The 24,804-nt window shown below is 65.1% G+C and carries 17 protein-coding genes and 2 pseudogenes; 13 read left to right on the top strand and 6 right to left on the bottom strand.

Annotated elements, in window-relative coordinates; genetic code table 11:
- Positions 1-92: 92 nt before the first annotated feature.
- Both RM479_RS24030 and RM479_RS24025 read left to right on the top strand, forming a co-directional pair.
- Positions 93-392: a helix-turn-helix domain-containing protein gene (locus RM479_RS24030; protein WP_311513980.1), complete on the top strand. Its 300-nt coding sequence runs from the start codon at positions 93-95 to the stop codon at positions 390-392.
- A complete protein-coding gene (locus tag RM479_RS24025) occupies positions 379-1,854 on the top strand; it encodes a tyrosine-type recombinase/integrase (RefSeq protein ID WP_311513979.1) in 1,476 nt (491 codons plus the stop codon). The genes RM479_RS24030 and RM479_RS24025 overlap by 14 nt, the downstream gene beginning before the upstream one ends.
- 644 nt (positions 1,855-2,498) lie before the next feature.
- Here the strand turns inward: RM479_RS24025 and RM479_RS24020 are convergent.
- Entirely contained in the window at positions 2,499-4,424 is a 1,926-nt protein-coding gene (locus tag RM479_RS24020; RefSeq protein ID WP_311513978.1) for an ATP-dependent nuclease, read from the bottom strand.
- 336 nt (positions 4,425-4,760) lie between these two features.
- On the opposite strand from RM479_RS24020, the gene RM479_RS27640 reads away from it, so the two are divergent.
- Complete coding sequence (locus RM479_RS27640; RefSeq protein ID WP_397223021.1) at positions 4,761-4,991, top strand: KTSC domain-containing protein; 231 nt, start codon at positions 4,761-4,763, stop codon at positions 4,989-4,991.
- Positions 4,992-5,230: 239 nt separating this feature from the next.
- Positions 5,231-5,667 (top strand): annotated as a pseudogene (locus RM479_RS27705) (tyrosine-type recombinase/integrase); the annotation flags it as partial.
- Between the two features lie 199 nt (positions 5,668-5,866).
- Here RM479_RS27705 and RM479_RS24005 read toward each other — a convergent pair.
- Positions 5,867-6,394 (bottom strand): hypothetical protein, encoded by a 528-nt coding sequence (locus tag RM479_RS24005; RefSeq protein WP_311513976.1) that lies wholly within the window; start codon positions 6,392-6,394, stop codon positions 5,867-5,869.
- Between the two features lie 857 nt (positions 6,395-7,251).
- Positions 7,252-9,375, bottom strand: a complete 2,124-nt coding sequence (locus tag RM479_RS24000) for a GmrSD restriction endonuclease domain-containing protein (protein ID WP_311513975.1) — start codon at positions 9,373-9,375, stop codon at positions 7,252-7,254.
- A gap of 242 nt (positions 9,376-9,617) precedes the next feature.
- On the opposite strand from RM479_RS24000, the gene RM479_RS23995 reads away from it, so the two are divergent.
- Positions 9,618-11,291, top strand: coding sequence for an Eco57I restriction-modification methylase domain-containing protein (locus RM479_RS23995; RefSeq protein ID WP_311513974.1), 1,674 nt, complete (start codon positions 9,618-9,620; stop codon positions 11,289-11,291).
- Positions 11,292-11,300: 9 nt separating this feature from the next.
- Entirely contained in the window at positions 11,301-12,035 is a 735-nt protein-coding gene (locus RM479_RS23990; protein WP_311513973.1) for a PaeR7I family type II restriction endonuclease, read from the top strand.
- Positions 12,036-12,338: 303 nt separating this feature from the next.
- On the opposite strand, the gene RM479_RS23985 is transcribed toward RM479_RS23990, so the two are convergent.
- Both RM479_RS23985 and RM479_RS23980 read right to left on the bottom strand, forming a co-directional pair.
- Complete coding sequence (locus tag RM479_RS23985; protein ID WP_311513972.1) at positions 12,339-12,518, bottom strand: DUF397 domain-containing protein; 180 nt, start codon at positions 12,516-12,518, stop codon at positions 12,339-12,341.
- Complete coding sequence (locus RM479_RS23980) at positions 12,515-13,276, bottom strand: helix-turn-helix domain-containing protein (protein WP_311513971.1); 762 nt, start codon at positions 13,274-13,276, stop codon at positions 12,515-12,517. Before RM479_RS23980 ends, RM479_RS23985 begins: the two co-directional genes overlap by 4 nt.
- A gap of 98 nt (positions 13,277-13,374) precedes the next feature.
- Between RM479_RS23980 and RM479_RS23975 the strand changes: the two genes are divergently transcribed.
- The 3 genes from RM479_RS23975 (at position 13,375) to RM479_RS23965 (ending at position 15,084) form a co-directional block, all read left to right on the top strand.
- Positions 13,375-13,659: a hypothetical protein gene (locus RM479_RS23975; protein WP_311513970.1), complete on the top strand. Its 285-nt coding sequence runs from the start codon at positions 13,375-13,377 to the stop codon at positions 13,657-13,659.
- Positions 13,660-13,798: 139 nt separating this feature from the next.
- Positions 13,799-14,281, top strand: a complete 483-nt coding sequence (locus RM479_RS23970) for an ATP-binding protein (protein WP_311513969.1) — start codon at positions 13,799-13,801, stop codon at positions 14,279-14,281.
- A gap of 524 nt (positions 14,282-14,805) precedes the next feature.
- Positions 14,806-15,084: a hypothetical protein gene (locus tag RM479_RS23965; protein WP_311513968.1), complete on the top strand. Its 279-nt coding sequence runs from the start codon at positions 14,806-14,808 to the stop codon at positions 15,082-15,084.
- Between the two features lie 282 nt (positions 15,085-15,366).
- Here the strand turns inward: RM479_RS23965 and RM479_RS23960 are convergent.
- Positions 15,367-16,391: pseudogene (locus RM479_RS23960) on the bottom strand (IS5 family transposase).
- Positions 16,392-17,494: 1,103 nt separating this feature from the next.
- Here RM479_RS23960 and RM479_RS23955 point away from each other — a divergent pair.
- The 4 genes from RM479_RS23955 (at position 17,495) to RM479_RS23940 (ending at position 24,756) form a co-directional block, all read left to right on the top strand.
- Positions 17,495-18,193 (top strand): helix-turn-helix transcriptional regulator, encoded by a 699-nt coding sequence (locus tag RM479_RS23955; RefSeq protein WP_311513967.1) that lies wholly within the window; start codon positions 17,495-17,497, stop codon positions 18,191-18,193.
- Between the two features lie 8 nt (positions 18,194-18,201).
- Entirely contained in the window at positions 18,202-19,677 is a 1,476-nt protein-coding gene (locus RM479_RS23950; protein WP_311513966.1) for a tyrosine-type recombinase/integrase, read from the top strand.
- A gap of 204 nt (positions 19,678-19,881) precedes the next feature.
- Positions 19,882-20,268, top strand: coding sequence for a hypothetical protein (locus tag RM479_RS23945; RefSeq protein ID WP_311513965.1), 387 nt, complete (start codon positions 19,882-19,884; stop codon positions 20,266-20,268).
- 975 nt (positions 20,269-21,243) lie between these two features.
- A complete protein-coding gene (locus RM479_RS23940) occupies positions 21,244-24,756 on the top strand; it encodes a LamG-like jellyroll fold domain-containing protein (RefSeq protein WP_311513964.1) in 3,513 nt (1,170 codons plus the stop codon).
- Positions 24,757-24,804 lie beyond the last annotated feature (48 nt).

Genomic DNA, 24,804 nt, shown 5'->3' with positions numbered 1-24,804 from the left:
CCGTGTGGAAGGCAACGTGTGCCGGATCAAGGTGCTCAAGAGGGCCGGGTACGGCCGTGCCGGGTTCGAGCTGCTGCGCCGCCGCATCCTCGATGCGCCATGACAGAGCGTGGCGGCTTCACAGAGAATCGCTGCCTGTGGTGCTCGGTCCGGTTCAGGCGGGGCGGTTGCTCGGACTGGGTCGCACCACCGTCTACCGGCTGCTCCGAGAAGGGGGCTTCCCAGTACCCGCCCGGAGGGCGGGCCGCAGCTGGGTGATCCCCACCGCAGGGGTGCTGGCCTACCTCGGCCTGGAACCCCCGGCCACCTCGACCACGACGACTGGTGGGTGCGGGTGCGGTGCGCGTGTGAACACCGAGGAGAAGGCGAGGACCGTAGATGACAGCACGTGAGGGGTCCACGTTCAAACGGTGCGGGTGCCGCGACAAGACAACCGGCAGGGCGTTGGGGGTGAAGTGTCCCCAGCTCAAGCGCAAAGGCGGCGGGTGGAGCCCGTCCCATGGGGCGTGGGCGTTCCAGTACGAGCTTCCCCGCACCACCGACGGCAAGCGCCGCCAGGCCCGCAGGGTCGGGCTGGCCACGCACACCGAGGCCGCCCAGGGGTTGGAGCGGGTCAAGGCGCTGATGGCATTGGCATCCGGAGAGGCGGAGGCCGAGGTGCAAATCGCCGACCTCATCCAGACCTCCCTCAAGGGTCGCCGGCCCCTGCCGGAGGTAGAGGAGGTCCGCAAGCGGATCGGCGCGGGGACGGACGTCCGGCGGGAGCCGCCCTCAGTAGAAGAGTGGTTGAGGGAGTGGTTGGACGGCAAGCCCGACCTCGCCGAAGGCACCCGGGCCTCCTACAACGGCCACATCCGCAAGTACCTGGTCCCGCACCTGGGTCGGATCCGTCTGGACCGGTTGCAGGCGCGTCATGTGGAGGCGATGTTCGCCAAGGTGGAGGAAGCCAACGCCCGCATCCTGGAGTGCCGCGAATCCGAGGACCCGGAGGTGAAGAGGTCGGTGCGGGGGCGGCGGGTGATCTCGTTGTCGACCAAGCATCGGATCCGGGCCACGTTGCGCAGCGCGTTGTCGGACGCGGTCCGCTCCCCGGACCTGCCCGTCACGGTGAACATCGCCTCCCACGTGCGCCTGCCCTCCTGCCCCCGCAAACGGCCCCTGGTCTGGACCGCCGACCGGGTGCGCCGGTGGGAGAAGGACGGCACGGTGCCGGGGGAGGTGATGGTGTGGACCCCGGAACAGACCCGGACCTTCCTCCAATACGCGAAGAGGTACACGTGGTTGTTCCCGATGTTCCACCTCATCGCCGTCAAGGGCCTGCGCCGGGGTGAGGCGGTGGGGTTGCCGTGGGCGAACACCCGGCTGGTGGACGGCCAGATCGACATCCGTGTTCAGGTCGTCCAGCTCGCCTGGGAGACGATCACCTCGACCCCCAAGAGCGCGGCGGGCCAGCGCACCATCACCCTGGACGCCGACACCATCAAGATCCTGCGCGGGTGGAAGAGGTTCCAGAACGAGGCCCGACTCCAAGCGGGTAAGAACTGGCAGATAACGGGGTTGGTGTTCACCCGTCAGGACGGTTCGGGGTGGCATCCGGGTCAGGTCAGTGACTGGTTCTGCCGCATCGCCAAAGCCGCCGGGCTCCCGCCCATCACCTTGCACGGGCTCCGCCACGGGGCGGCCTCGCTCGCCCTGGCGGCGGGCACGGACGTGAAGGTGGTCTCGACCGAGCTCGGCCACGCGACGACGCACTTCACCCAGGACACCTACCAGTCGGTGTACCCCGACGTCGCCAAAGCGGCGGCCGAGGCGACCGCCGCGCTGCTGCGCGGGGAGCCGGTGTCGGCCGGGTAGCGGAACGGGGGAGCACACCAGGAGCGATTGAACACCCCGAGCCCCGGGCCGTGCGGCGGGTTCACCCCGCCCGGCCTGGGGTTTCCTCGTGGGCGGGGGCGGTCGGCCATCGGATCAAAGGTTCTATAGTCAGTTCTCTGGTTGCTTGTCCTCCGACTCGTTCACTGGTGGTTTCGGTAGACCTTGACCGTCTGCTGCCAGTAAGCCATCACCTCGCTCACACGACTGCTTCTCCCCAGTCCCATCCCTGGCATGGCCCACAGCTAGCCCTTCCGAGACGGTCCCTTCACTCACTGTGGTGTACGTATGTAGCAGCGATCACTGTCGCCAACGGTATGTCCCTGCACTAGGACTGCTCAGGCACGTGGGCGGGTACAAGAGAAAATGTCGTTGGCTAGAGGGAGAATGAGTGCATGTGAGGGAGGGATGATGTCCACATCGGGCAAGGATTCTGACCTGCTCTTCCCCGAGCCCAGCGGATGCCGCTGGTGCGGAGTGAATGCTCGCGAACACATGCGGCGATGGAAGCCGCCAGTTGGGTGGCACAAGTGGACACCGCCGACATTGAAGCAACGAAAAGAAAGGATGCTAGCTCGGCGACGTAGAACCTTGGATTCTTTCCAGTCTGGAACGGTGACGTGAGGTCATGAGGCCATCTCTCTGACCTGCGCGAACACTTCCCTGAGTTGTTGTGGAACGTCTCGCGGATCCTTTAGAGCGAGTGAGAACCTGTACATCATGTCTGGCTTGCCTCCGGGGCCGATGTCGCTACCCGTCTGAAGCATTTCTAGTACGGATTGACTAAACTTTTTTTCTTTCCTGCAAGCGGCAAAGTCGGCTGCACTCCAGGTTCCTTCGTTCTTGGGCCATATTTCGTTTGAAATTGCTGTCCATGTCTCATCTGCGAAGAGTGCTTCTAGTTCGGGATAATTCTCGCTTCCGTCGTCTCCAGTTTCCCCGATGAATGTGACATGGTCATCTACTTTTTCTCCAAAGTATTCCCGAAGTTTCCTATCTTTGAACATGCTCCTGGGGATATCTCGGCTATCTGCATCCACTACTAGCATGAACATGCGCTTGTGCTTGATTAGGTATCGTGCCAGGTGCAGTGCTCCCTCGTTGTTGAAGCAGGCCCAGAGGGCGATGCCTGCCGCCTGAAGGGATAGTCCTTCGCAGAGCCGAAAAAGCAGAGGGAAAGCTCGCTGCTCGGTGTCTCCCTCTACTGCCAAGAAACAACGCTCATGCAGGAGGACAGAATTCCTTAGGCCCAGTGCTGCAGCGATCCTCCCCAGATGTAGGTCGATGGCATCGCCAACCTCATCAGCGCCAATTCGCTCTGTTGCTGTACGGTGATTTTCCAGTTTGAGGTGGACTACGTCAGAGATATCGACGCCGTCAATCAAGTTCATCGAGTGAGTCGCGACCATGACGCTGACGTGGGGAATGGCGGCCTGATTGCGAATGAGCTGCATCACCTTGCGTTGATGATAGTAGTCGAGGTGTGTATCTGGCTCATCGTAAACTACGATAGTTTGCACAGGAGGGGGTTCCGATTCAACCTCTTCCGAATTTTCTTTTGATTGCTCTTTTGTGTCGATTTCTTCTTCTGCCAGAAGTTCACTTGTCCATTCCCATACAGCAAGTGAGACTCGCCTATTGCTACCCAAGCCTGAGCGGTCGAGGCTAACCGATTCTCCGGCTACTCGAGCGATTCGAAGGGGCGCGCCTCGAAATCCATGTTGGAATGAGACATCAGGTTCAACGAAGACTTCAGAAAGCTCTGGGCAGCGTTCCCTGATGTGATCACATAGTGACTTTGCATCGATGCTCAGGCGTTCTTTGATGTCATCTTCGACGTTTTGCAGGCGGCCTTTAAGTTCTGGATCCTGCATGTGGGAATGAAATTTCCCACTCAGTGCAGTTTTCACTGAATCATCTGGTCGATTTTCTTTTCCATCGAAAAGAAGAATCTTGGGCATGCGTTGATTTAGCCCTGAAGGTGCCGATAGCCAGCCTTCTGTAGTCGAATTCTTGCGACCATGATCACGCAAGCAACTCTCGAAGTCAGCTTTTCTTGGGTTGTTCGAGGAGGGCTTAATTTCGAGTTCAGCTGCAAGCGACTTTAGCTGGGGCAATTGGTACTGAGAAAGGTTCCTTAGCCTTTCATCGTCCGGGAGAGGGCCCCAAATTTCCCACTTCGGCAGCAGGTCTGAGTCCACCCATCGACGAACTTTGACTTCGGATGGAAGATCGAACACCTCCTGCTCCCACTCGTCCAGAGTGAACTCTCCAGTAACGAAGGTTTCACTGCACCGCTTGGCCGCGCTTCCCTCGCTGGAGTCCGAGCTGCTGAGGTAGCTTCGGTCATCTTCAACGGCTTTCAGGGACCCAACGAGGAAGCCGAGGGCATCTAGGACTGCGCTTTTTCCGCCATCGTTATGGCCAGCCAGGATGGTTGGCTTGCTGACGGGAATGCCCGAAACGTCCTGTAGTGACCGGAATCCGCTCACTGAGAAGGAGTTCAATTGCACAGAAGGTCGACCTCTCTGTGTCTTCTTTTCAACAACCATGTGGAAGGTGCTGGCAAATGCAGTGGCAGCCCCGAGAACGCCAACGGCAGGAGTCTCGGGTGCACCATTCTAAGCCTTTGATGGCCCTGTTGCAGCCATGCCCGCTTGAGCAAATTTGTCACCCTGAGTAGTCGCACTACTTCTTGTGGTGACATCAAGTTGCTGGTGTGATCCCCGCTGTGTGAATGAGACCTTGGGGGGCATAACGGATGATTCAGGTTTAAGTTGGTGCATAGATCCTTGGTTCGGTTACGGGGCCAAGGGTGAGTGTATTAGACTCCTGGCTGGCGCTCATGGGTGGATTCAATTTTTTGTCTCCCGTCTAGTTTTCGTGGTATGCCAAGGAGTTTCATGAAACACGAAACCGTGTCTTCAATGAACTTGTCGTCTGTCGGTTACGATCCGCATTCGCGTACGCTCGAAGTGCGGTTCAGGAACGGCTCGCTATATCAGTACGCAGATGTCCCGGCGTCGGTGCACCGTGGACTGATGAACTCGCCTAGCAAGGGGAGTTTCCTGGATTCCTTCGTTAAGAAAGCTGGCTACAAGGTCTCCCGGATCGCATAATCGTCTTGACGCTCAAAAGTGGTATCCCTGGCTCGAGTTGCAAAGAACCAAGGGGCCCGTTGGTGAAGATGCGAAGGTGCCGTGGACCGTGGCTTATGCGGTGACTTCGCCGGAGGTCCAGTAGGCGGACGCGGCTCGGATCGGTGCGCTGGTACGGGGGCATCGAGGCCTGGCATCACGTTAAGGACGTGTAGTCGGGCGAGGACGCCTGCAGGGTCCGCTCCGGCCACAGTCCCGAAACCCCCAGGAGCGCGGCGGGCCAGTGCACGATCACCCTGGACGCCGATACCATTAAGATCCCGCTGGGCTGGAAGAGGTTCCAGAGGGAGCAGCGCCTTGCGGCCGGGGAGGGCTGGAACGGTACAGGGTTGGTGTTCACCTGTCAGGACGGGACGGGGCGGTATCCGGGCAGTTCAGTGACTGGTTCTGCCGCGTAACCAAAGCCGCGGAACTCCCACCGGTCACGCTGCACGGGCTCCGCCACGGGGCGGCTTCTCTGGCGCTGGCGGCGGGCGCGGACGTGAAGGTGGTCTCCGTCGAGTTCGGTCACGTGACCGCGCACTTCACACAGGACACCTACCAACTGGTGTTCCCCGATGTGGCCAGGGCAGCGGCGGGGGCGACCGCTGCGCTGCTGCGCGGTACACCAACCGGGGTGAAGGGCCCGGCGTTGTAGCCGAACCGGGGAGCGCCCCAGGAGTCACACGACATCACCGGCCCTCGACCCCAGACCAGAATGAAGGTTGCTTGTCTGGCCTGGGGTTTTCTCGGTTTATGAGGTGGTGACTTTGGTGGGGCCCGTTCTGCCGGATGCTTATGGCTGTGCTATGGACAGACTTCGGAGAATTTAGGCGATGGCTCCGTGGATGGAACCGTTAGCCGCCAAGCTGAGGAAGCTTCGACAGTTGCTCTACCGCTTCCTGCGCCCATGTATGTGCTCCGGCCTCTGCACCGGATACCGCTCCTCTGGATATGGGAGAAAGGATTTGAAGCAACGAACGTCGAGCACGGCGTAGCCGCCCTTGGTTCGGCTCGTCTTGCGCGACCTCTTCCAGGATTTCTGTAGCGGAGTGCGCAGCGTCCTCGTTTTCCTCCGTATCCAGGCCAGAAGAGGGAAGGTGTTCTAGAACCCGGGTGAGGGAGCGTGCAAGGTCCTCGTACCCTGGAGCCACCCCCGCAGACCGGTAGGTGGCCTGGCGTACCTGGGCGTGATCCCAGGCGATGACGGTGTTCTCGACCGTCGCCCCTTCTCCGAAGACGGGACCGTTGAAGGTGTCGCCCTCCTCGATGATCATCGGTCGCATGGCCGGTCCCGAGTTGAATGTCTGCCGGTGCTGCACCCGGCGAGTGCGCTGAACTGTTGTCCGGACTGTTGCCTTGACCTGAACTCGCTTCGATGCCATGCAAAATCCCCCCAATCAGACTTGAAGTCGAAATCCCCCGATTGTCGACTCGACTCGGCATCCTGGTACTGAGTCGAGTCAGATACTACATCTAGTGCCAGGTGAATGGCGACACCCCTATGTCTAGGGGGATCCATTTTTCTGGAGATGATCCTATGAACCGATCATCGGAACTAGAAAGATTTTCGTGCTGACGATTGCAGCGAGACCAGCGATGGATCATGGTGATTCCCCCGCCCGGCCGCTTGGCGGGTCCGGGCTATGGGCGGTGGTGTGGGGCAGTCGGGGGTGATGCGGTTCCCAGAGGGAGGGCGGGTGTTCTGTGACGGCCTGACGCTGGTGGGCGGGTGCCGCGTTGCAGGGCCTGTTCGCCGTCTGTGGGGGCAGCCGTGTGCAGGGGGCGAGGTTGTCAGGGTCACGGGATGGCGAAGTGCTCCGGAGACGGGTGCCGTACCTGTACTGACCTTGGACTGGGGAGCACGCTTGGAGCACGCAGGGGCCCGGAACGCGGCGAGGACCTCTTGCGAGGTCCTCGTGTAACCCCTGTGAACTGGGGTTTTGTGGCGCACCCGGCAGGATTCGAACCTGCGGCCATCGGATTAGAAGTGCCCTGGTCGCGTACCGTCACGAGTCGCTACGTACCGTTTCATGCCACCCCATCCGGCCGGCCGTGCCGTCTGGTGCCATGTCGTACCGCCCGGTGTCGCCCCGTTCCAAAACTGCGGAGCACCAACGGAGCACGCACGCCCTGTCGGTGGCGTCCGATGGCACCTCGCGAGGTCCTCACTGCGTGGCCTTTGAGACCGGATCTGCGCCCGGAAACCTCACAGCACCTCAGAGGGAACGTTCGTGCCTTGCTACCTATCTTGGGGCTTCAACTCTTCGTCTTCCGGCATGGAGTTCTGGAACTGTGTGCGAACGTCCCTCAATCGGCGGCCGTCCGCCACGGACCAGAAATACCACCCGTTCGTGGCCCTCTTGCGCAATGCGCGTCCGGCGGCCGACGGTGACGTGTAGCGCTTGCCGGCCAGCTCGATGGCGCCGTCGCCGGTCAGGGTGGCTTCCCTTCCCTTGAAATCCTTGTGTGTTGCCATCAGCTTGTCACCAGGCGCGAGAAGCCCTGCATCGATGAGGTGCTTCAACTCGACCCAGTCACCGGCCTTCGTCTGCGGATCGATCACCTTGCCGTGATGGCCCTCCGGGACCGGCCACACCTGAAGGATCCGATCGATGAGCTCTGTTGTCCGCTCGTCGATCAGCTCCTCGTCCCAGGCATGGTGCTCGGTCCGCTTGATCACCCGACCCGTGAGCGTGATCGTGTTGTGGTCCATCAGCGCCGACCGCTTCGCCGACCACGCTCCGTTGGACACCTTCGCGTTGAGCTTCTGTGTCAGGAGCGTCAGGTTGCCCAGACGGTGGACACGCAGCTGCCGCTCCTCGATGTCCTGCGCCGGTACGGCCCAGTTGTCGTGCCACTTCCGGGGAAGCAGATGCTCGATCGGGTAACCCATCCGCTCGATCTGCGGCTGGCCCGTCTCCGCCCGGTAGAGGTCCTCCACCGCTTCGAGGATCATGCGGAGCCGTCCCCGCGGGAACCGTGAATATGCCGATTCCGTGGTGAGCGTCCTACGAACTTCCTCATCTCCCGGCCAATAGGTGCTCGTGACGTTCAGCCGGGCAAGGTGCCCGGTGATGCGTTCCACGAGTTCATCGGCGGGCACGGCGGAGTTCGCGGCGATGAGGTCGGCGACGATGCGCCCCAGATCGCTGCCGGACAGACGAAGCAGCTGACGGCGGACGACCCAGCTCTCGGCCACCCGGATGATCTGGTCGACGGACTCCCGCGGGAGGTCGCGGCCCGGCTCGTGCAACCAGATGAGCAGCGGCTTGAGGACCTCGACGCCGCCGGCCTGCATGCGGTACACCGCCATCTCGGCGGAGCCGAGACTTCCCCCGGGGTGGGCAGCGGCTTCGGTCCAGGCCTCGTATTGCTGTGCCTGCCGTTTGATCACAGGCAGCAGGCCGGTCATCTTGTGACCGGACTCGAGCTCCACGTAGGACTTGAATCGGCTGAACGTCGCCTGCGGGCTGATCTCCTCGCCGGTGCGCGATACGAGCCACTGGTTGAGGAACAGCGAGCTGCGGCTGATGAGGTTGCGCCCGACGCTGACCTCCTTCGTCCAGAACTTGGTCTCGAAGGGCCAGTCTTCCCGGTAGGCCTTCTTCGTGTCCGCGCCTTCGGCTTCAAGCCGCTGGAACACGAAGTTGCGCACAAGGTCGGCCGCGGTCAGCGGGGTACCGCGAGCGTTGAGCGTCTCGAAGATCTCCTGGGAGTTCTCCGAGGCGTCCAACTCGATGGAGACCAGCTGAAGGCCCTTGAGCAGTACGTCGGTGAGGTTCTTGGCCTTGGCGGTGTACTGGTCCGACTCGGGCGGGCCGAGCCACTGTTCGACGACCGTGGAGAAGTAGGCGTGCGCGGCGACGATCTGGGATTCCGAGTGGGCCAGGGCGGTGTGGTCGACCGGCGGCTCAGCCGACATCACCTCGTCGAACGCCGCCTGGTCCTTGTTGAGGTGGCGCACCTTCAGCCGGATGCGGCCCTCTTCGACGTAGACATCGTCGTTGTGGGTGAGACGTTCGAGTTGGCCGGCGAGCTGAGTGTTGCCCGTCTGTGCCAGGAGTGCGCACGTGGCGTCCGAGAAGATCTGCAAGGTCGTCAGCCGCTGCTGGCCGTCGATCACGTTCCACGTCGTCAGCTGCTCGGTTTGAGCTTCATGGGACTGGATGACCACCGCGCCGAGAAAGTGAGTGGCGTTCCGATGGGGCTCTTCGATCCGGAGTTCGGCGATGCGCCGGATGTCCTTCCACAGCGGCTCCCACTGCTCGTCCTCCTTCCAGACGTAGGGGCGCTGGAACAGCGGGATCACGAAATGCTGCGGCAGGTTGAATAGTTGCTGCGGCGTCCGTTTGAAAGTCTCCACGCCTCCCATCATTCCGCACCCGCCCGACATTTTGGGTCGAAGTCCCTCGGGCGTATCGAAGCGGGTGGTGTGTCGGCTCCTGCCTGGAGGGTGGAGCCCACCCAGGGAGTCTCGTATCGGGGGCGGTAGAGGCTGCGGCTTACGCCGGTATCGCCTCCTGTCGCTCTCGCCCCTGAGGCATACGTCGAAGCCATGGTTTCTGCCGGGGGCGGGAAGGGATAGTAACGCTATAGGGTCGGCTCGTGACTACCGTTGACCTGCGAGATGCCGCCGAACGACTTCCTTCCTCGATGCGTGAAGCCATCACCCATGGGGAGGTCTTCACCCGGGGATGGGTCGTTGAGCTCATCCTGGACCTGGTGGGTTACACCCCAGAGCGTGACCTCGCCACGTTCACGATCGTGGAGCCCGCGTGCGGAAGCGGGGCGTTCCTCGGCCCAATCGTGCAACGGCTCAGCGCATCCTGCAAGCTCCACAATCGCGACCTGGGCGAAGCCAGGCAAGCGCTACGAGCCTTCGACCTTCTCGAAGCGAACGTCAAGGCCAGCCGAAACTTGGTCCGGTCCCAGGTGCAGGCTCAAGGGTGGGACGAACCAACGGTTGAGAGTGCTGTTCAAGCCTGGGTCACCCAAGGCGACTACCTCCTTATGCATCACCGCGGCCAGGCTGTGGATTTCGTCGTCGGCAACCCGCCCTACATCCGCCTCGAAGACGTCCCCCGCGAGCGCATGGCGCGATACCGGGCAGCATGCCCCACCATGGGCGGCCGAGCTGACATCTACGTCGGCTTCTACGAGGCAGCCTTGCGCACCCTCCGGGAACAGGGGCGGCTGGGATTCATCTGTGCAGACCGATGGATGCACAACCAGTACGGGGCACGTCTTCGCGAGCTCGTGACCTCAGGCTTCAGCGTTGACTTCGTACTGACCATGCATGACGTGGATGCCTTCGAAGAACAGGTCTCCGCTTACCCCGCCATCACCATCATCAGCAAGGAACAGCAAGGCAGCGCGGTGGCGGCTGATACCAGGAAGGGCTTCTCTCAGGCTGAGGCGCGGGAGCTCTACGACTGGAGTCTGGAACCCAAGAGCCAGGTCATCGAGAAACCGACCTACCAAGCAGCTCGGCTGCCGCACTGGTTCTCCGGAGACGAACTCTGGCCTACAGCTTCACCAGCGCGTCTGGCCATGCTGGAAGACCTCAACGACCGGTTCAGTGTCCTAGAAGACCGTACGGCCGGCACACGGGTGGGCATCGGGGTGGCCACCGGCGCGGACAAGGTCTTCATCACCACCGATGCCCACCTGGTGGAGGAAGACCGGCTACTGCCGTTGGCCATGGTCCGGGACACCAAGACCGGCACCTACCAATGGCAGGGGTACTACCTGGTCAACCCCTGGACCCGTAACGGGGAACTGGTTGACCTGGACCGGTTCCCGCGCTTGCGGACTTATCTCGCACAAAACGCCCACCTACTTCGCAAACGCTACGTCGCGGTCCAACAGCCCGAGCGCTGGTACAAGACCATCGACAAGGTCGATCATGCCCTGGTGGGCAAACCGAAGCTGTTGCTCCCGGACATGAAGACCACCATCCATCCGGTCCTCGACAAGGAGGGCGTCTACCCTCACCACAACCTCTATTACATCGTCTCCGATGTCTGGGACCTGGAGGTTTTGGGAGGGCTGTTGATCTCCAAGATCGCGCAGGCCTTCGTTCAGGCCTACGCGGTCAAGATGCGTGGTGGCACCCTGAGGTTCCAAGCCCAGTACTTGCGCAAGATCCGGGTTCCCCAACCGTCCGGCCTGAGCGATAAGGTCCGGCTGCAACTGGCCGAGGCCTTCAGGAACCGTGACGTGGACGCAGCAACACGAGCGGCGCTGGACGCCTACGGTCTGGATCATCTTCCCGACTAGGAGGACAGGTTGGCGGTTACTCGTCAGGACTTCGAGGATGCCATCGCCCAGTACTGGGGTGTGAAAAGCACACAGAACGATCTCTCCAAGATCAAAGACGCCGTCGGTGCTGGAACCGCCAGTTCCGTACGAGCCGGTAAACACTTCGATAGCGTCGCGGGGCTGATAGCAAAGTTCTTTCTCGAAGCCGGTTACCCCAAAGATTATATTCGAGTTGAGAAGAAGCAAGGATTGGAGCTTCCTGGGTACTTTCGTCCACAGAAACAATGGGATGTGGTCGTCAGTATGCGCAATACTCTCGTGGCGGCTTTTGAGCTCAAAGGGCTCGGTGGGCCCTCGTTCGGCAACAACTACAATAACCGTGTTGAAGAGGCCCTGGGTAGCGCTGTGGACCTTCGACACGCGGCCCTGGCGAAGCTGTATCCAGGTGAGAAGCCATGGTTGGGGTATTTTTTCATCATGGAAGATGCCAAAGGTTCCCAGGGTCCAGTGAGAATAGCAAAGGGTGCGGCTCTTCCGCCTGAATCCATCTGGGATAATACCTCCTATCAGGATAGATTCGGTATTTTCTGTCAGAGGCTCATTGATGAGTCTCTGTATGATTCGGTCTGCTACGTTACATCCTCAAAAAATTCTCCGGCTCCATCTGAGCCGGTGGAACAGCTTGACTGGGCGCACTTTGCAGCCGGGGTGCGCAGCAGGATTTCCTACCTGGGCGAGCTGGGATATCCCAACGAGGGGTGAAATTGACCAGGGGGAGATTCAAAGACCGTCACATGCTGATCTGAAGGCGGAAGCCACGGGTGTCTCATACCGGGGTTGGTTGAGTCTGCGGCGTGTGTCGGGATCACCTTCCGTCACGCGTGGACTCGTAGTGTTTGCGATCGCCTCAGGCACGAGCCCGGTCAGCGGCCTACCAAGCCGCACACGAAAGCCCCGGAGACGCTCTGCAGAGGTTTCCGGGGCCGCTTTCTTTTGTTCGGTGGGCGCGCTTGCGCTTGGCCTCAGCCCGTGCGGTATCGGCCCAGGCAGAGCGGTCGCTTCCGCTCAGGACTGGTCGGCACGTACCCCGGCCAGTAAGCCGGCCCACTGGTTGGCGGGGAATTCCAGGTGGCCCGCGTCCCGGTTCTGGGTGTCGCGTACCAGGGCGCTGGTGGCCAGCTCGCGGACCTCTACGCAGTTGCCCCCGGTGTTGCTGTAGGTGCTCTTGTGCCAGTCGGTGTTCATGCGAGTTCCTTCAGGGCTTGGAGGGAGAGCCGGGCGGGAAGTGCGTCGGCCATGGCCCCCGTGACCAGTGCGGCGAGCCGGTCATTGCGGTCGGCGTCGTAGATGACGTTACCGTCCATGTGATCGCTGGAAATAACCATCTCCCCCGAATCCAGACGGAACACCAGCACCGGCGAGGTGACGCTCAACAGGATCGACCCCTCCGGGACCAGATGAACGCGGACCCGCCCCTGTTCGACCAATTCGACCAGGTGGCGCGCCTGCTCGGTGCGCGCGGCGTCGTCGAAGCCGGTGATCCCGTACACGGGGAAGACCGCGGTGATGCGCAGCTCGGGCAACTGGCCCAGCCGCTGGGTGCGGATCTGCGCCAGACGCGCGATCTCCGCGTCCGAGGCCGCCGGGTGCCAGGCCCGGAACACCGCCCCCGCGTACAGAGGGCTCTGTAGGTATCCGGGCACCAGGGCGGGGGAGGCGGCCTGGACGTGCCGCGCCCGGGTCTCGATGTTCATGAGCGGGCGGGCCCACTCGGGGGTGGACTTGCCGGACTTTCCCATCCGCCACGCGGAGATGATCTTGCCCTCGGCGTCCAAGAGCCGGTCCAGCTGCTCGGCGGTCTCCCGGAACGGCAGCGCGTGCCCGCACACCCACCGGGACACCGACGCTGCCGAGCACCCCAGGTGGCCGGCCACCTGTTGCTGGGTCAGCCCCGCAAGCTCGCGGTAGGTGGTGAGCACTTCATGGAAGGGGGGTTCGCTCATACGCGTGATATTACGCGCAGCTCCCGCGTGCTGTCAGGAAGTTACGAGAATGGCGCACGTACTGAGGTAAGAAGCCCTGTTGGGGAGACGCTGACGTCATGGAACTTGAAGACGAACGCGTCATCTATCTGCGGGATCTCCAGAACGCCCTGGCCGCCCGGCAGTTGGGCAGCAGGCTCGCCGTCACCGTGTACCAGGGCGAGTTGACCCCCACGCTATGCTGTGACCCGTACCTGGGCCAGGCCGCCGTGCGGGTCCAAGACGACCAGTACACCTTCCTCGACATCACCACACCCCGGGTGCGGGTTCCCGTCACCGACCCGGCAGAGTGCGTCAACCGGCTGGTCAGGGAACGCGCCGGGCGCATCAGCGGGTCGGCATGAAGGGGTACGGCCCGAGTGCCCTCGACCTGTGGCAGGGGGTCGAGCGCGGGAACACCACCCTCTTCTCCTGCCCCGGTTCACGATCCCGGGAGGCGGACTGATGGCGGCCGCACCGCCCCCACACCCCGACCAACAAGCGTTGCCCCCGCCCCGGCGTCTGCGCCTGGACGACCCGAACGCCTCGGGTCTGCTGTGCGGGCACCACCCCTCCCACCTGAGCCCGGCGCGGCGCTGGGCGACCCAGGCCCTGCGCAGCACACCGTGCGCATCCCGGCCCCTGGTCGCGGCCTTGGCCGAGCTCCACGCGAACGCGCTGGCGCACACCGCCTCGGGACTGCCGGGAGGCCGGGTGCGCATCGAGATCGAACGCTGCCCCGCGCTGTTCCTGCTGAAGGTGACCGACGACGGGCCTCGACCCGGGACACAGGCCCCAGCCCTGCCGGAGGTGATCCACCACCCGGAAACAGCGACAGGAGGAGGCTTTGCCGCTGAGGGCGGTTACGGGTTGGCACTGGTGGAGTCCATGGCCCTGTACTGGGACTTCGTGGGAGATCCGGGCGAGGCTTTGACGGTGCGGGCGGCCTTCGCCCGATCAGGACACATCCGCGACCACAACCGGTAGGGCCCCATCCCCCAACGGGCTTGAAGGACCTCGCGAGGCAGAGCGACCATCGACCAGCCCGCCGTAGGAAGCACGTACCCGGCGGGTGGGGGAAGCCGTGTGCGCGGGGGACTCGGGTGGGAAGCGCAGTCTCTGGCGGTAGACGCCGCCGGGGCCAATGACACTCACCTGACCTGCATGAACACGCTGAACGACCAACAGAAGACAGGTGCCCCGACCGGTGCTGGAACACCGGACCGGGGCGCGATCACCACCTGATCCAACCAGGAGGAGACCGTGGAACACCCTACTACCGGTCGCCACCGGCGGCCCTGCCCCAGCATGGCCGGGCGTGTGTGGGCGCTGACCGCCGCGCTGCTGGCCACCGCCCTGGCCGCACTCTTCGACCCCCGCCCACCCCGGCTGCCCCGCCGGGTCCCGCGCGCGCACTGCCCGCAACACCCCCGTCCGTCACCGCCTCCAGGAAGGGCGACCTGCTCGCCGACCACCTCGGTTTCCCCGAACAGCACGTTTGGGAGAGCGGAGTGTCCGCCGCCTCGGCCCGCTGGGAGCAGGCCTACCGCGACCGCTCCGCCCCGTTCGAGTTCGAGTTCGAGTTCGAGGACAGGGTGGACGCCGAACCCGCCCAGATCGCCGGGGCCCTGGTGCGCCCCTACCTCAACCTCGGGTCCGTTCCTCGCCCCCGCCCGGCCGAACCGGAGGACTACCCGGCCACACCTTCGGGTGTCGAGCCTGAGCCGGTGGAGGAGGAGCTCGCGGAGCTGACCGACCGTATCCGCGCCTACCTGGCGCTGCGGGGCTGAGAACGCCCTGAACGGACTGGGGTGTCTTCTCCTGCGGGAGGGGACGCCCCTCAGTGCTTTTCTTTGCCCCCTCGAGTGCCCTCTCGTATTCGTCGATCAATGGCTGCGAGGAAAGCATTCCTGGTTGCTTTCCGGGAAGTCGGTGCGGTGGTTGGGCTTCTCGGGGTGTCGGTTTTGTGGCTTTTTCGGGGTGGGCCTGTGACTGGGCCTGTGACTGGGCCCTTCGGGGGGCCTGTGACCGGGCCGATGGGTGGGCCTATTAGGGCCTGTATCGAGTCGTGATCATTGATCGGCTCGGATGAGGTCCTTGATCCAGATCATGCAGGCACGCAGATGGAGACCGGCCAGGTAACTCTCGGGGGTCTTGTCGTAGCGGGTGGCGATACCGCGCCAGGCCTTGAGCTTGTTGATCAGCCGCTCCACGGTGTTGCGCTCCTTGTACAGATCGGCGTCGCAGGAGACGGGACGGCCGCCCCGGCGGCCCTTCCTCTTCCGGTTGGCGGCCTGGTCCCGCTTCTCCGGGATGACCGCTTTGATGCCCCGTCTGCGCAGATAGGCGCGGTTCTTGCGGGAGGAGTACGCCTTGTCGGCGGCGACCGCGTCGGGCCGGGTGCGGGGACGGCCCACCGGTCCGCGCACCCGTACCCGGTCCAGCACGGGGATGAACTGCGGGCTGTCGCCCGCCTGCCCCGCGGTCAGTGTGAGCACGAGCGGGCGGCATCCGCGCTCACCCGCGATGTGGATCTTGCTGGTCTGCCCGCCCCGTGAGCGGCCCAGCAGGGCGGCCTTCAGCCGACCCCGGTGGCGCCGCCGCAGGCGCCCGCGCTCGGCCCGGGCCTCGTCGTCGGTGTCGTGTCCGGTTCCGTCCGGGGCGCCCCGCCCGGTTCGTCCCTCTTCGCCGCCCCCTTTGAGCGGGTCCTCTCCTCGTGGGCGGCGGCCTTGGTCAGGGCGGCGAGCGTGGTGGCGTCCAGGTGCATCCCGGCCGCGTCGTGGTGGGCCCGCACGGTGGTGGAGTCCACGCTGACCAGCGACAGGTCCGCCCGGCCCCGCTCGGCCGCCGTCGCGATCAGTCCTTCCAGCAGGGTGTCGAAGACCCCGGCGTCCCGCCACTGTCGGAACCGGTTGTGCACGGTGGGCCAGGCGCCGAACTCGGCGGGCATCTCCCGCCACTGCGCTCCGGTGCGGAACCGCCAGATGACGCCCTCGAACTGCTGCCGCAGCCGGGTGGGGTAGGGGCCGTACTCGCCGATCGGCAGGAACGGCTGGATGTACGCCCATTCCTCATCGGTCAACTGCGCGCGTGTCATGCGCTTTGGACTACCGGATCCGCCCTGGTCGCCGGGGCGGATCCAGCAGATTGATCACGACTCGATACAGGCCCTAGAACGGCCCACCCTGTGCGCGTTATCAGTGCAGGTCGCAGCCGCTCCGGGTGGGCCTTTCGTAATCCAGACACATACCCAAGTGGGCAGTTCCTCTTCACGTGGGGCGGGGCGGCCCCGAGGGCGGCGGGCCTCGGACCGCGCCCCTCGGCGGCGCACTTCCATGCGGGTCGCCTCCCCTTGTGCTGTTTTCTCCAGCCCTCTGGATTCCCTGGACTTGGTCTCTCGAAAACATATTCTCGAGAACGCTGGAAAACGACCGTTCCGGGGTGGTGGCGTGCCAGGTCGAGGTGGTTGATGCACACACGAGGCGATGCGCTGGCCGTCACCTGGTCCGCGCGCCGGGGTGATCCTCCTGGCGGATCGGGGCGGGCTGTGCGAGGGCTTCTCGCTGACGCGGCTCGGGGGCGGAAGATCCCGAGCGTAGGGAAGCCGCCGGTCTGGTCGGACCGAGCGACAAGAGGGGTGGTGCGTCGGGTTCTCCGGCGTGGTGACATCCCCGCTTGAAGGGGGTTCCTGTGACTACGCCGGTGGCCGTGCGTGTGACTACGCCTGTGACTACGCCCCTGCCTGCGCGTGTGGCCACGCCGGTGCCCCCAGGGGCACAACCGCCCGGATCTCGCGCATTCTTGCAGCTCACAGCGCTTTTGAGTGTGTCTCACGGGTCCAGACTCCTACCCAGTGGGTGGTCGACTTCACGTAGGGCGGCGGGCACCCCCGACAGGACGGCGGATCGGCCGGTGTCCTCGACGGCGCTGCGCCGTGCGGGTCGCCCTTCCCTCCTGTTGCCTTCGTCGCTCCGCGCCCCGTCCTCGGTCTCTTGGAAGAACACTCCCGCTTCAAAGCGACCGGTTCGGGGCGGTGGCCGACCTGGCAGGTCGAGGAGGCTGATGCATACGCCGAGGCGGTGCGCTGGCCTCCACCTGGTCTGCACGCTGGGGTGCTGCTCCTGGCGGACGGGAGCGTGTCGCTGGACTGCTTCTCGTTCGGTGTCGCATCGACGGGGCGGGACGTCCTCCTGAAGGGACATGAAGAGAAAGAGAGAAGCCGAGCCCGCCTCCGGGGGTGCCCGGCACGGCTTCGCCGGGGGCGTCCAGGGGCAGCTCCCTGCTGGGGACGGGGTCGTTTGCGGGCTCGCGCCCGAAATCGGTGCGGGGCGGCTGTGGGGCGTTCAACGCACCCACACGGCCCGGATGCCCGGCGCTGACCCCGTGGGGGCGGTGCCGTGGTTTCGGGTACGGACGTGGCCGCTGTGGGCCGTGTCCGCGGAATCGGGCATTGCGCCCTTTTGTGGGTGTGCTCGCGGGGTGGAGCGCGTGTCCGGTGGGTGTTTCGGTGAATCCGCTTGCATTGCTCGGCGAGGTCGAGCGTGGATGCACAGTGTCCCGCCGTCGGCGGGGTCGCGTGCCGTGTTCGTGCAGTTCAGAGGTGGTGGGGAGGTGGGTGTGGTGAAGTGGGATGCTCCGGTGACGGTGGCCGAGGTCGCCTCGTTGCCGGTGGTGCTGGGCCCGGTTCAGGCGGGGCGGTTGCTCGGGCTTGGGCGCACCACCGTCTACCGGCTGCTCCGCGGGGGAACCTTCCCGGTCCCGGTTCGGAGGGTCGGCCGCAGCTGGGTGGTTCCGACCGCCGGGGTGCTGACCTACCTCGGCCTGGCCACCCCCGCCTCGGTCACCCCAGCGAGTGGGTGCGGGTGCGGTGCGCGCGTGAATGCCACGGAAGAAAGGTGAGGGCATCGATGACCGCGTACGAGGGGTCGGTGTTCAAACGGTGCGGGTGTCGGGAGGAGGACAGCGGCCGGGCATTGGGGGTGAAGTGCCCGCGATTGCGGCGGGAGGACGGGGCGTGGAACCCCAGGCACGGGAACTGGTGGTTCCAGCTCGAACTGCCCCGAACCGACCAGGGCAAGCGTCGCCAAGCCCGAAGGGGCGGTCTGGCCTCGCAGGAGGAGGCCAGGCGGCAGCTCGACCACGTGAAGACACTGCTGGCCCTGGCCGAGGGCGAGCAGGATCTTGAAGTCCAGGTCGCGGACTTGATCCAGACCGCGCTCAAGGGCCGCTGGCCTCTGCCGGAGGTGGAGGAGGTCCGTAAACGCATCGGCGCGGGGACAGACATCCGGCGCGAGCCGCCGCTGGTGGAGGAGTGGTTGCGCCAGTGGCTGGACGGCAAGCCCGATCTCGCGGAGGGGACCCGGGCTTCCTATGACGGGCACATCCGCAAATACCTGACCCCACACTTGGGGAAGATCCGGGTGGATCGGCTTCAAGCGCGTCATGTGGAGGCGATGTTCGCGGTAGTGGAGGAGGAGAACGTGCACGTCCTGGAGTGCCGCGAATCCTCCGATCCGCAGGTGCGGGCTTCGGTGCGGGGGAGGCGGGTGATCTCGCTGTCGACGAAGCACCGGATCCGTGCCACGTTGCGCAGCGCGTTGTCGGACGCGGTCCGCTCCCCGGACCTGCCCGTCACGGTGAACATCGCCTCCCACGTGCGCCTTCCCTCCTACCCCCGGAAGCGGCCCCTGGTGTGGACTGCGGATCGGGTGCGCCTGTGGGAGAAGGACGGGACGGTGCCGGGGGAGGTGATGGTGTGGACTCCGGAGCAGACCCGGACGTTCCTGCAGCACGCGAGGCGGTACACGTGGCTGCATCCTCTGTTTCACCTCATCGCGGTCAAGGGGCTGCGCCGGGGTGAGGCGGTGGGGTTGCCGTGGGCGAACACCCGTCTGGTGGACGGCCAGATCGACATCCGCGTCCAGGTCGTGCAACTGGCGTGGGAGACGATCACCTCCACCCCCAAGAGCGCGGCGGGCCAGCGCACGATCACCTTGGACGCCGACACCGTCAAGATCCTGCGGGCATGGAAGAGGTTCCAGAACGAACACCGCCTTGCAGCAGGATCCGCTTGGACCGGTACGGGGTTGGTGTTCACCCGTCAGGACGGGTCGGGGTGGCATCCGGGGCAGGTCAGTGACTGGTTCTGCCGTATCGCCAAAGCCGTAGGGCTCCCGCCCATCACCTTGCACGGGCTCCGCCACGGGGCGGCCTCCCTGGCGCTCGCGGCGGGTACGGACGTGAAGGTGGTCTCCACCGAGCTCGGCCACGCCACGACGCACTTCACCCAGGACACCTACCAGACGGTGTACCCCGACGTGGCCAAGGCCGCTGCGGAGGCGACGGCCGCGCTGCTGCGCGGGACACCGGTGTCGGTCGGGTAGCGGGACGGGGGAGCACACCAGGAGCGATTGAACACCCCGTGCCCCGGGCCGTGCGGCGGGTTCACCCCGCCCGGCCTGGGGCTTCCTCATGGGCGGGGGCGGTCGGCCATCGGATCAAAGGTCTGATGGGAGTGAGGACTCAAACAAGTGCTTCTGTGGTCTTGATGTCGTTGAAGGGCGGCGCGTGTGCGACACAATCAGGGGATGGACTACCCAGCTCCTTCGCCCCTTCAACAACTGCTCATCGATGCACTGGCAGTGGTCGCGGCTGACGCTTCGGATCAAACAGCCTGGGTGGATCGACACGAAGTCGTGGTGGATGAGATCGCGCTGAACTTCGACGATGTCTTTCGCATGCTTGAGATACCGATCGAGCAACGGCAGATCGATGAAAGCGTCGGAGACGCACTACGTGAGATCGACACGCTGTTCATGATCATGAGTGGGCAGGGGAACAGCGACCGGTGGACGAGGAGTGCCCTGTCCAGCGATAAGGGATGGAACCAGGCCCGACGGCTCGCTCGCCATGTCCTCATTGAGTTGACTGGTAGGTGGGACCATCCTCTGCCGGATATCCAGGTGATCCGTTGACCTGGGAACCCTGCCGCCTGGGACAGGATGGGGTGTTCGGTGTGGACGTGGTCGTTTCGGCTCCTGGTCGCCCCGGTCGGGGCGCTGGCGGATACATGCCTACACAGGGCGTCGGGACGGCTGTGGGGCGCTGGTGGGCGGACACGGGGGAGCCCCAGCACTGGCCCGCAGGGTCACGGGATGGCAAAGTGCTCGGGAGGTGGGTGTCCTGCCTGTACGGACCTTGTACTGGGGAGCACACCAGGAGCACACATGGCCCCGGAACGCGGCGAGGACCTCTTGCGAGGTCCTCGGGTACCCCATCTGACCTGGGGATTTGTGGCGCACCCGGCAGGATTCGAACCTGCGGCCATCGGATTAGAAGTGCCCTGGTTGCGTGCCTTCACGTGTCGATACGTACCGTTTCATGCCACCCCATCCAATCCGCCGTGCCGTTTGGTGTCATGTCATGCCGCCTGGTGTCGCCCCGGTCCAAAGCCGCGGAGCACGAACGGAGCACGTATGCCCTGTCGGCGGCGTCCGGTGGTGCCTCCACGTTCTTGTGGGTCGAAGCGCTCTTGTTGCCGGTTTTCTTCGGCTGGGTTCGGTATGAGGGCGAGGCTTCGGGTGTGAGATGTGGGTCGAATGGTCGTCCCGCGATTTTGAATCGTGCGTCTGGGCGGGGCGGTGGATGTGAACGGTCTCGCTTGGAAGCGCCCGAAAACGGACAATTTTTCTTCCTGATCTTGTGGGGCTTCAAACCCTTCGGACGTGTCCTCAATGGGACAGGGTGGGATCTCGTTCCATCTGGTTCGCGGAAACCACATGTCAGCGGCGCAGTCTCGTCACGGATGTGAACTGTATCACTATCCATGTGTTCACTCCTGGTTGCTAATGTCCCGTTCTGTCCCAGGACGACCGCCACCGGTCGCGCCCCGATGGCGCGGCACCCCTGCTCGGTGATCCCCCGACCCTGGGACGAGGAAGAGCCCCGCCATGCCCCGCCGTGCTCGGGCGTGGGGCGCCGCCGTACTGGCCCCTGTGCTCCTGCTGCCCGCCATGTCCACCCCCGCCCACGCGGATCAGGAACCGGACTCCGACACCCCGGCCGTTTCCACCACCGGGCTGATCGACGACCAGGCCGCCCTCACCCTGGCCGCCGAGACCGGCGAGCCGGTCGAGATCACCGCGGCCACCACCGAGACCACCCGGCACCTGGCCAACCCCGACGGCGGCTTCACCATGGAGCAGAGCGCCCTCCCGGTGCGGGTCCGCGACGAGGACGGCTGGACCCCGGTCGACACCGGCCTGGTGGCCGGCGCCGACGGGGCCCTGCGCCCCAAAGCGGCGGTCGCCGACATCGTCTTCTCCGGCGGCGGCGACCGGGACCTGGTGAGCATCGGCCTGGGCTCCAACAGCGTCGCCCTGGGCTGGCACGAGGACCTGCCCGCACCGGTCGTCGACGGCGACCAGGCCACCTACCCCGACGTGCTCCCCGACGTCGACCTGGTCATGACCGCCGGGGTGGACGGTTTCGGCCAGGTCCTGGTCGTGCACACCCCCGAGGCCGCCGAGCACCCGGACCTGGCCGAACTCCAACTGGCCCTGTCCTCCGAGGGCGTCACCGTCCACCAGGGCGCCAACGGCAACCTCGACGCCGTCGGCGACCAGGGCGGACAGAGCGTGTTCACCGCCGTGGCCCCGGCCATGTGGGACTCCGCAGGCGTCGAGGACACCGGCGAGGACCCCACCCTGATGGCCCCGGCCTCGGCCCGCACCGAACTCCTCGACGTCGACGTCACCCCCGACGCCATCCGCCTGGTCCCCGACCGGGCCATGCTCACCGACACCGCCACCGAGTACCCGGTCTACATCGACCCCTCGGTCGCGGTCAGCCGGGTCGGCCGCACCTACGTCGACGCCAAGTACCCCAGCCAGTCGTACTGGAACTACCCGACCTCGCACGACCCCGGCGTGGGCTACGAACCCCAGGACGGCACCACCAAGCGCGCCTTCTGGCGGTTCTCCGTCGACTCGCGCACCGTCAACGCCACCATCACCGACGTCACCTTCCGCGCCAGGGTCACCCACGCCTACGGCTGCGGCAACGCCAAGGTGGAGCTGTGGCGCACCAACGCCATCACCTCCTCCACCACCTGGAACTCCCAGACCACCGCCTGGAAGACCAAGCTCGACACCGAGACCATCAACGCCGGCCGCTCCACCTGCCCGGGCGGCGCCTCGCCGACGGTGGAGTTCAACGCCACCGCCGGGTACGTGTGGAGCCGCGACGCGGGGAACAAGACCACCACCCTGGGCCTGCGCGGCAACGAGACCAAGTCCTCCGGCAACTACGACTGGCGGCGCTTCGACCACAACCCCACGCTCCAGGTCGACTACAACAACCCGCCCGAGGTGCCCGTCCAGGTCTCGGACTCCCACGGCGGCGCCTGCTCCCCCGACCCGGCCAAGCCGCGGCTGATCAACGAGACCCGCCCCACGTTCACCGCCTACGTCCGCGACCGCGACTCCACCTCCGCCAGCCGCCAGAAGGTCAAGACCCGCTTCGCCTGGTGGGTGGACGGCGTGCGCATCGACGACGTCGACAGCCCCTCCACCGACGTGGCCGTGTGGAACTCCGGGTCCTTCCAGTCGGCGCGGGCCACCGCCCTGCCCGAGAACGTCCTGATCACCTACAAGGCCAACGCCAACGACGGCACCTCCTGGTCGGGGTGGACCGGGTCGTGCTACCTGATGGTCAACACCTCGCGCCCCGACCAGGGCCCGGCGGTGGCCTCCACGGACTACCCGGCCGGTGAGGACTTCCACGGCTCCCCGGGCCTGCCGGGCGAGTTCACCTTCAGCAACAACGGGGTGGACACGGCCCAGGAGTACCACTACGGGTTCAACGACGACTCCTGCACCACCAAGGCCACCCCGTCCACGCAGGGCGGCTCGGTCACACTGACCCTCACCCCCCGCCAGGAGGGCCCGAACTGGATCTACGCCCGCACGGTGGACGGCTTCGGCAACTCCTCCGACTGCGTGCTGGTGTACTCCTTCCTCGTGGCTCCGCCCAGCGACCCCGTCGCCCACATCGGCTTCGACGAGGGCCAGGGCGACCGTGCCGCCGACGCCATCGACCCCGACCGCGGCGCCACCCTCTCCGACGGCGTCGACTGGGTGCGCGGCCGCGTGGGCACCACCGACAACCCCGGCTCCAACCCGACGCCGCGGATGAACGGCACCGCCGTGCACACCAGTGGGTACACCGACGGCGACCCCGGCCCCTACGACCAGATCAACGCCGACTACCCGGCCGTGGACACCTCCGGCACGTTCTCGGTGTCGGTGTGGGTCAAGCTGGACCGCGCCTACGCCCACCACACCGCGGTCGCACAGGAGGGCACGCAGCAGAGCGCCTTCCACCTCGGATACCAGGGCAACACCGGCCAGTGGGTGTTCAAGATGTCCCCGGAGGACGAGTACTGGGACGGCTCGCGCCCGTGGGCCTCGGTGATGTCCACCGAGCCCGCCGAGATCGGGGTGTGGACCCACCTGGTCGGGACCTATCACGAGGTCACCCGCAAGCTCACCCTGTACGTCGACGGCGTCGAGCAGGGGCAGGCCACCCACACCGGCGGATGGAACGCCACCGGGCCGCTGACCGTGGGCCGGGGCCTGTTCCAGGGCGTCGGCAACTACTACTGGCCCGGCTCGATCGACGACGTCCGCGTGTGGGACCGCATGGTCTACGACCAGGCCGTCTCCGACCGCGAGTTCGAGAACGAGGTCTGGCGTCTGGCCAACCGCCCCGTCGCCCCGCAAGGGCGCTGGCAGTTGGACGAGTACGACGGAACCGAGATCGCCGACTCCACCGACCACGGGCTGGACGCCACTCTTTACGGCGACCCGCTCACCGCGTGGAACCTCGCGGAGAACAGCGCCACCGGATCACCGGGCGTACGGCTCAACGGCACCGACGAGTACATCGAGGCCCCCGGGCCCGCTCTGCGCAGCGACCGCAGCTTCAGCGTCGCGGCCTGGGTGCGCCTGGACGAGACCGGCCAGGGACTCAACACCTCTGCCGTCAGCCAGGCCGGAACCTTCCAGAGCGGCTTCCACCTGGGCTACCAGGGGTCGCGCAACGCCTGGACGTTCAAGATGGCGCCCCACGACGACGGCCCGACCTCCGGTTCGACCGGATGGACCTACGCCTACTCGGCCTCTCCCGCCCGGTTGGGGGAGTGGACCCACCTGGTGGGCGTCTACGACCACACCCGCGGCGAACTGATCCTGTACGTCAACGGTTTCGAGGAGTCCCGAACACCCGTCGACCACGCCTGGCACGCCGACGGACCGCTACGGATCGGCAGCGCCCAGCACACCGGCACCAACACCTACCACTGGAGCGGTGACGTCGACGACGTCCACGCCTATCAGGGTGTTCTGAACGAACGGGACAGAGACCGGGTGTACCTGGGTGAGTTCCCCAACATCCAGATCTGAGCCCTCCACACATCCCCCTTCACCCCCTGTGATCGTCCCCCGCGCCCA

It is taken from the genome of Nocardiopsis lambiniae (genome assembly GCF_031845465.1).
Classification (GTDB): Bacteria; Actinomycetota; Actinomycetes; order Streptosporangiales; family Streptosporangiaceae; genus Nocardiopsis; species Nocardiopsis lambiniae.
The sequence above is the reverse complement of the archived record's forward strand: the minus strand, read 5'-3'. Positions and strand labels throughout refer to the sequence as shown.

Bases quoted from the DNA above. Each gene is read 5' to 3' on its own strand.
- RM479_RS24030 (WP_311513980.1), top strand. From the start codon at position 93: ATGCGCCATGACAGAGCGTGGCGGCTTCACAGAGAATCGCTGCCTGTG.
- RM479_RS24025 (WP_311513979.1), top strand. From the start codon at position 379: ATGACAGCACGTGAGGGGTCCACGTTCAAACGGTGCGGGTGCCGCGAC.
- RM479_RS24020 (WP_311513978.1), bottom strand. From the start codon at position 4,424: ATGGTTGTTGAAAAGAAGACACAGAGAGGTCGACCTTCTGTGCAATTG.
- RM479_RS27640 (WP_397223021.1), top strand. From the start codon at position 4,761: ATGCCAAGGAGTTTCATGAAACACGAAACCGTGTCTTCAATGAACTTG.
- RM479_RS24005 (WP_311513976.1), bottom strand. From the start codon at position 6,394: ATGGCATCGAAGCGAGTTCAGGTCAAGGCAACAGTCCGGACAACAGTT.
- RM479_RS23985 (WP_311513972.1), bottom strand. From the start codon at position 12,518: ATGAACACCGACTGGCACAAGAGCACCTACAGCAACACCGGGGGCAAC.
- RM479_RS23980 (WP_311513971.1), bottom strand. From the start codon at position 13,276: ATGAGCGAACCCCCCTTCCATGAAGTGCTCACCACCTACCGCGAGCTT.
- RM479_RS23975 (WP_311513970.1), top strand. From the start codon at position 13,375: ATGGAACTTGAAGACGAACGCGTCATCTATCTGCGGGATCTCCAGAAC.
- RM479_RS23955 (WP_311513967.1), top strand. From the start codon at position 17,495: ATGAAGAGAAAGAGAGAAGCCGAGCCCGCCTCCGGGGGTGCCCGGCAC.
- RM479_RS23950 (WP_311513966.1), top strand. From the start codon at position 18,202: ATGACCGCGTACGAGGGGTCGGTGTTCAAACGGTGCGGGTGTCGGGAG.
- RM479_RS23945 (WP_311513965.1), top strand. From the start codon at position 19,882: ATGGACTACCCAGCTCCTTCGCCCCTTCAACAACTGCTCATCGATGCA.
- RM479_RS23940 (WP_311513964.1), top strand. From the start codon at position 21,244: ATGCCCCGCCGTGCTCGGGCGTGGGGCGCCGCCGTACTGGCCCCTGTG.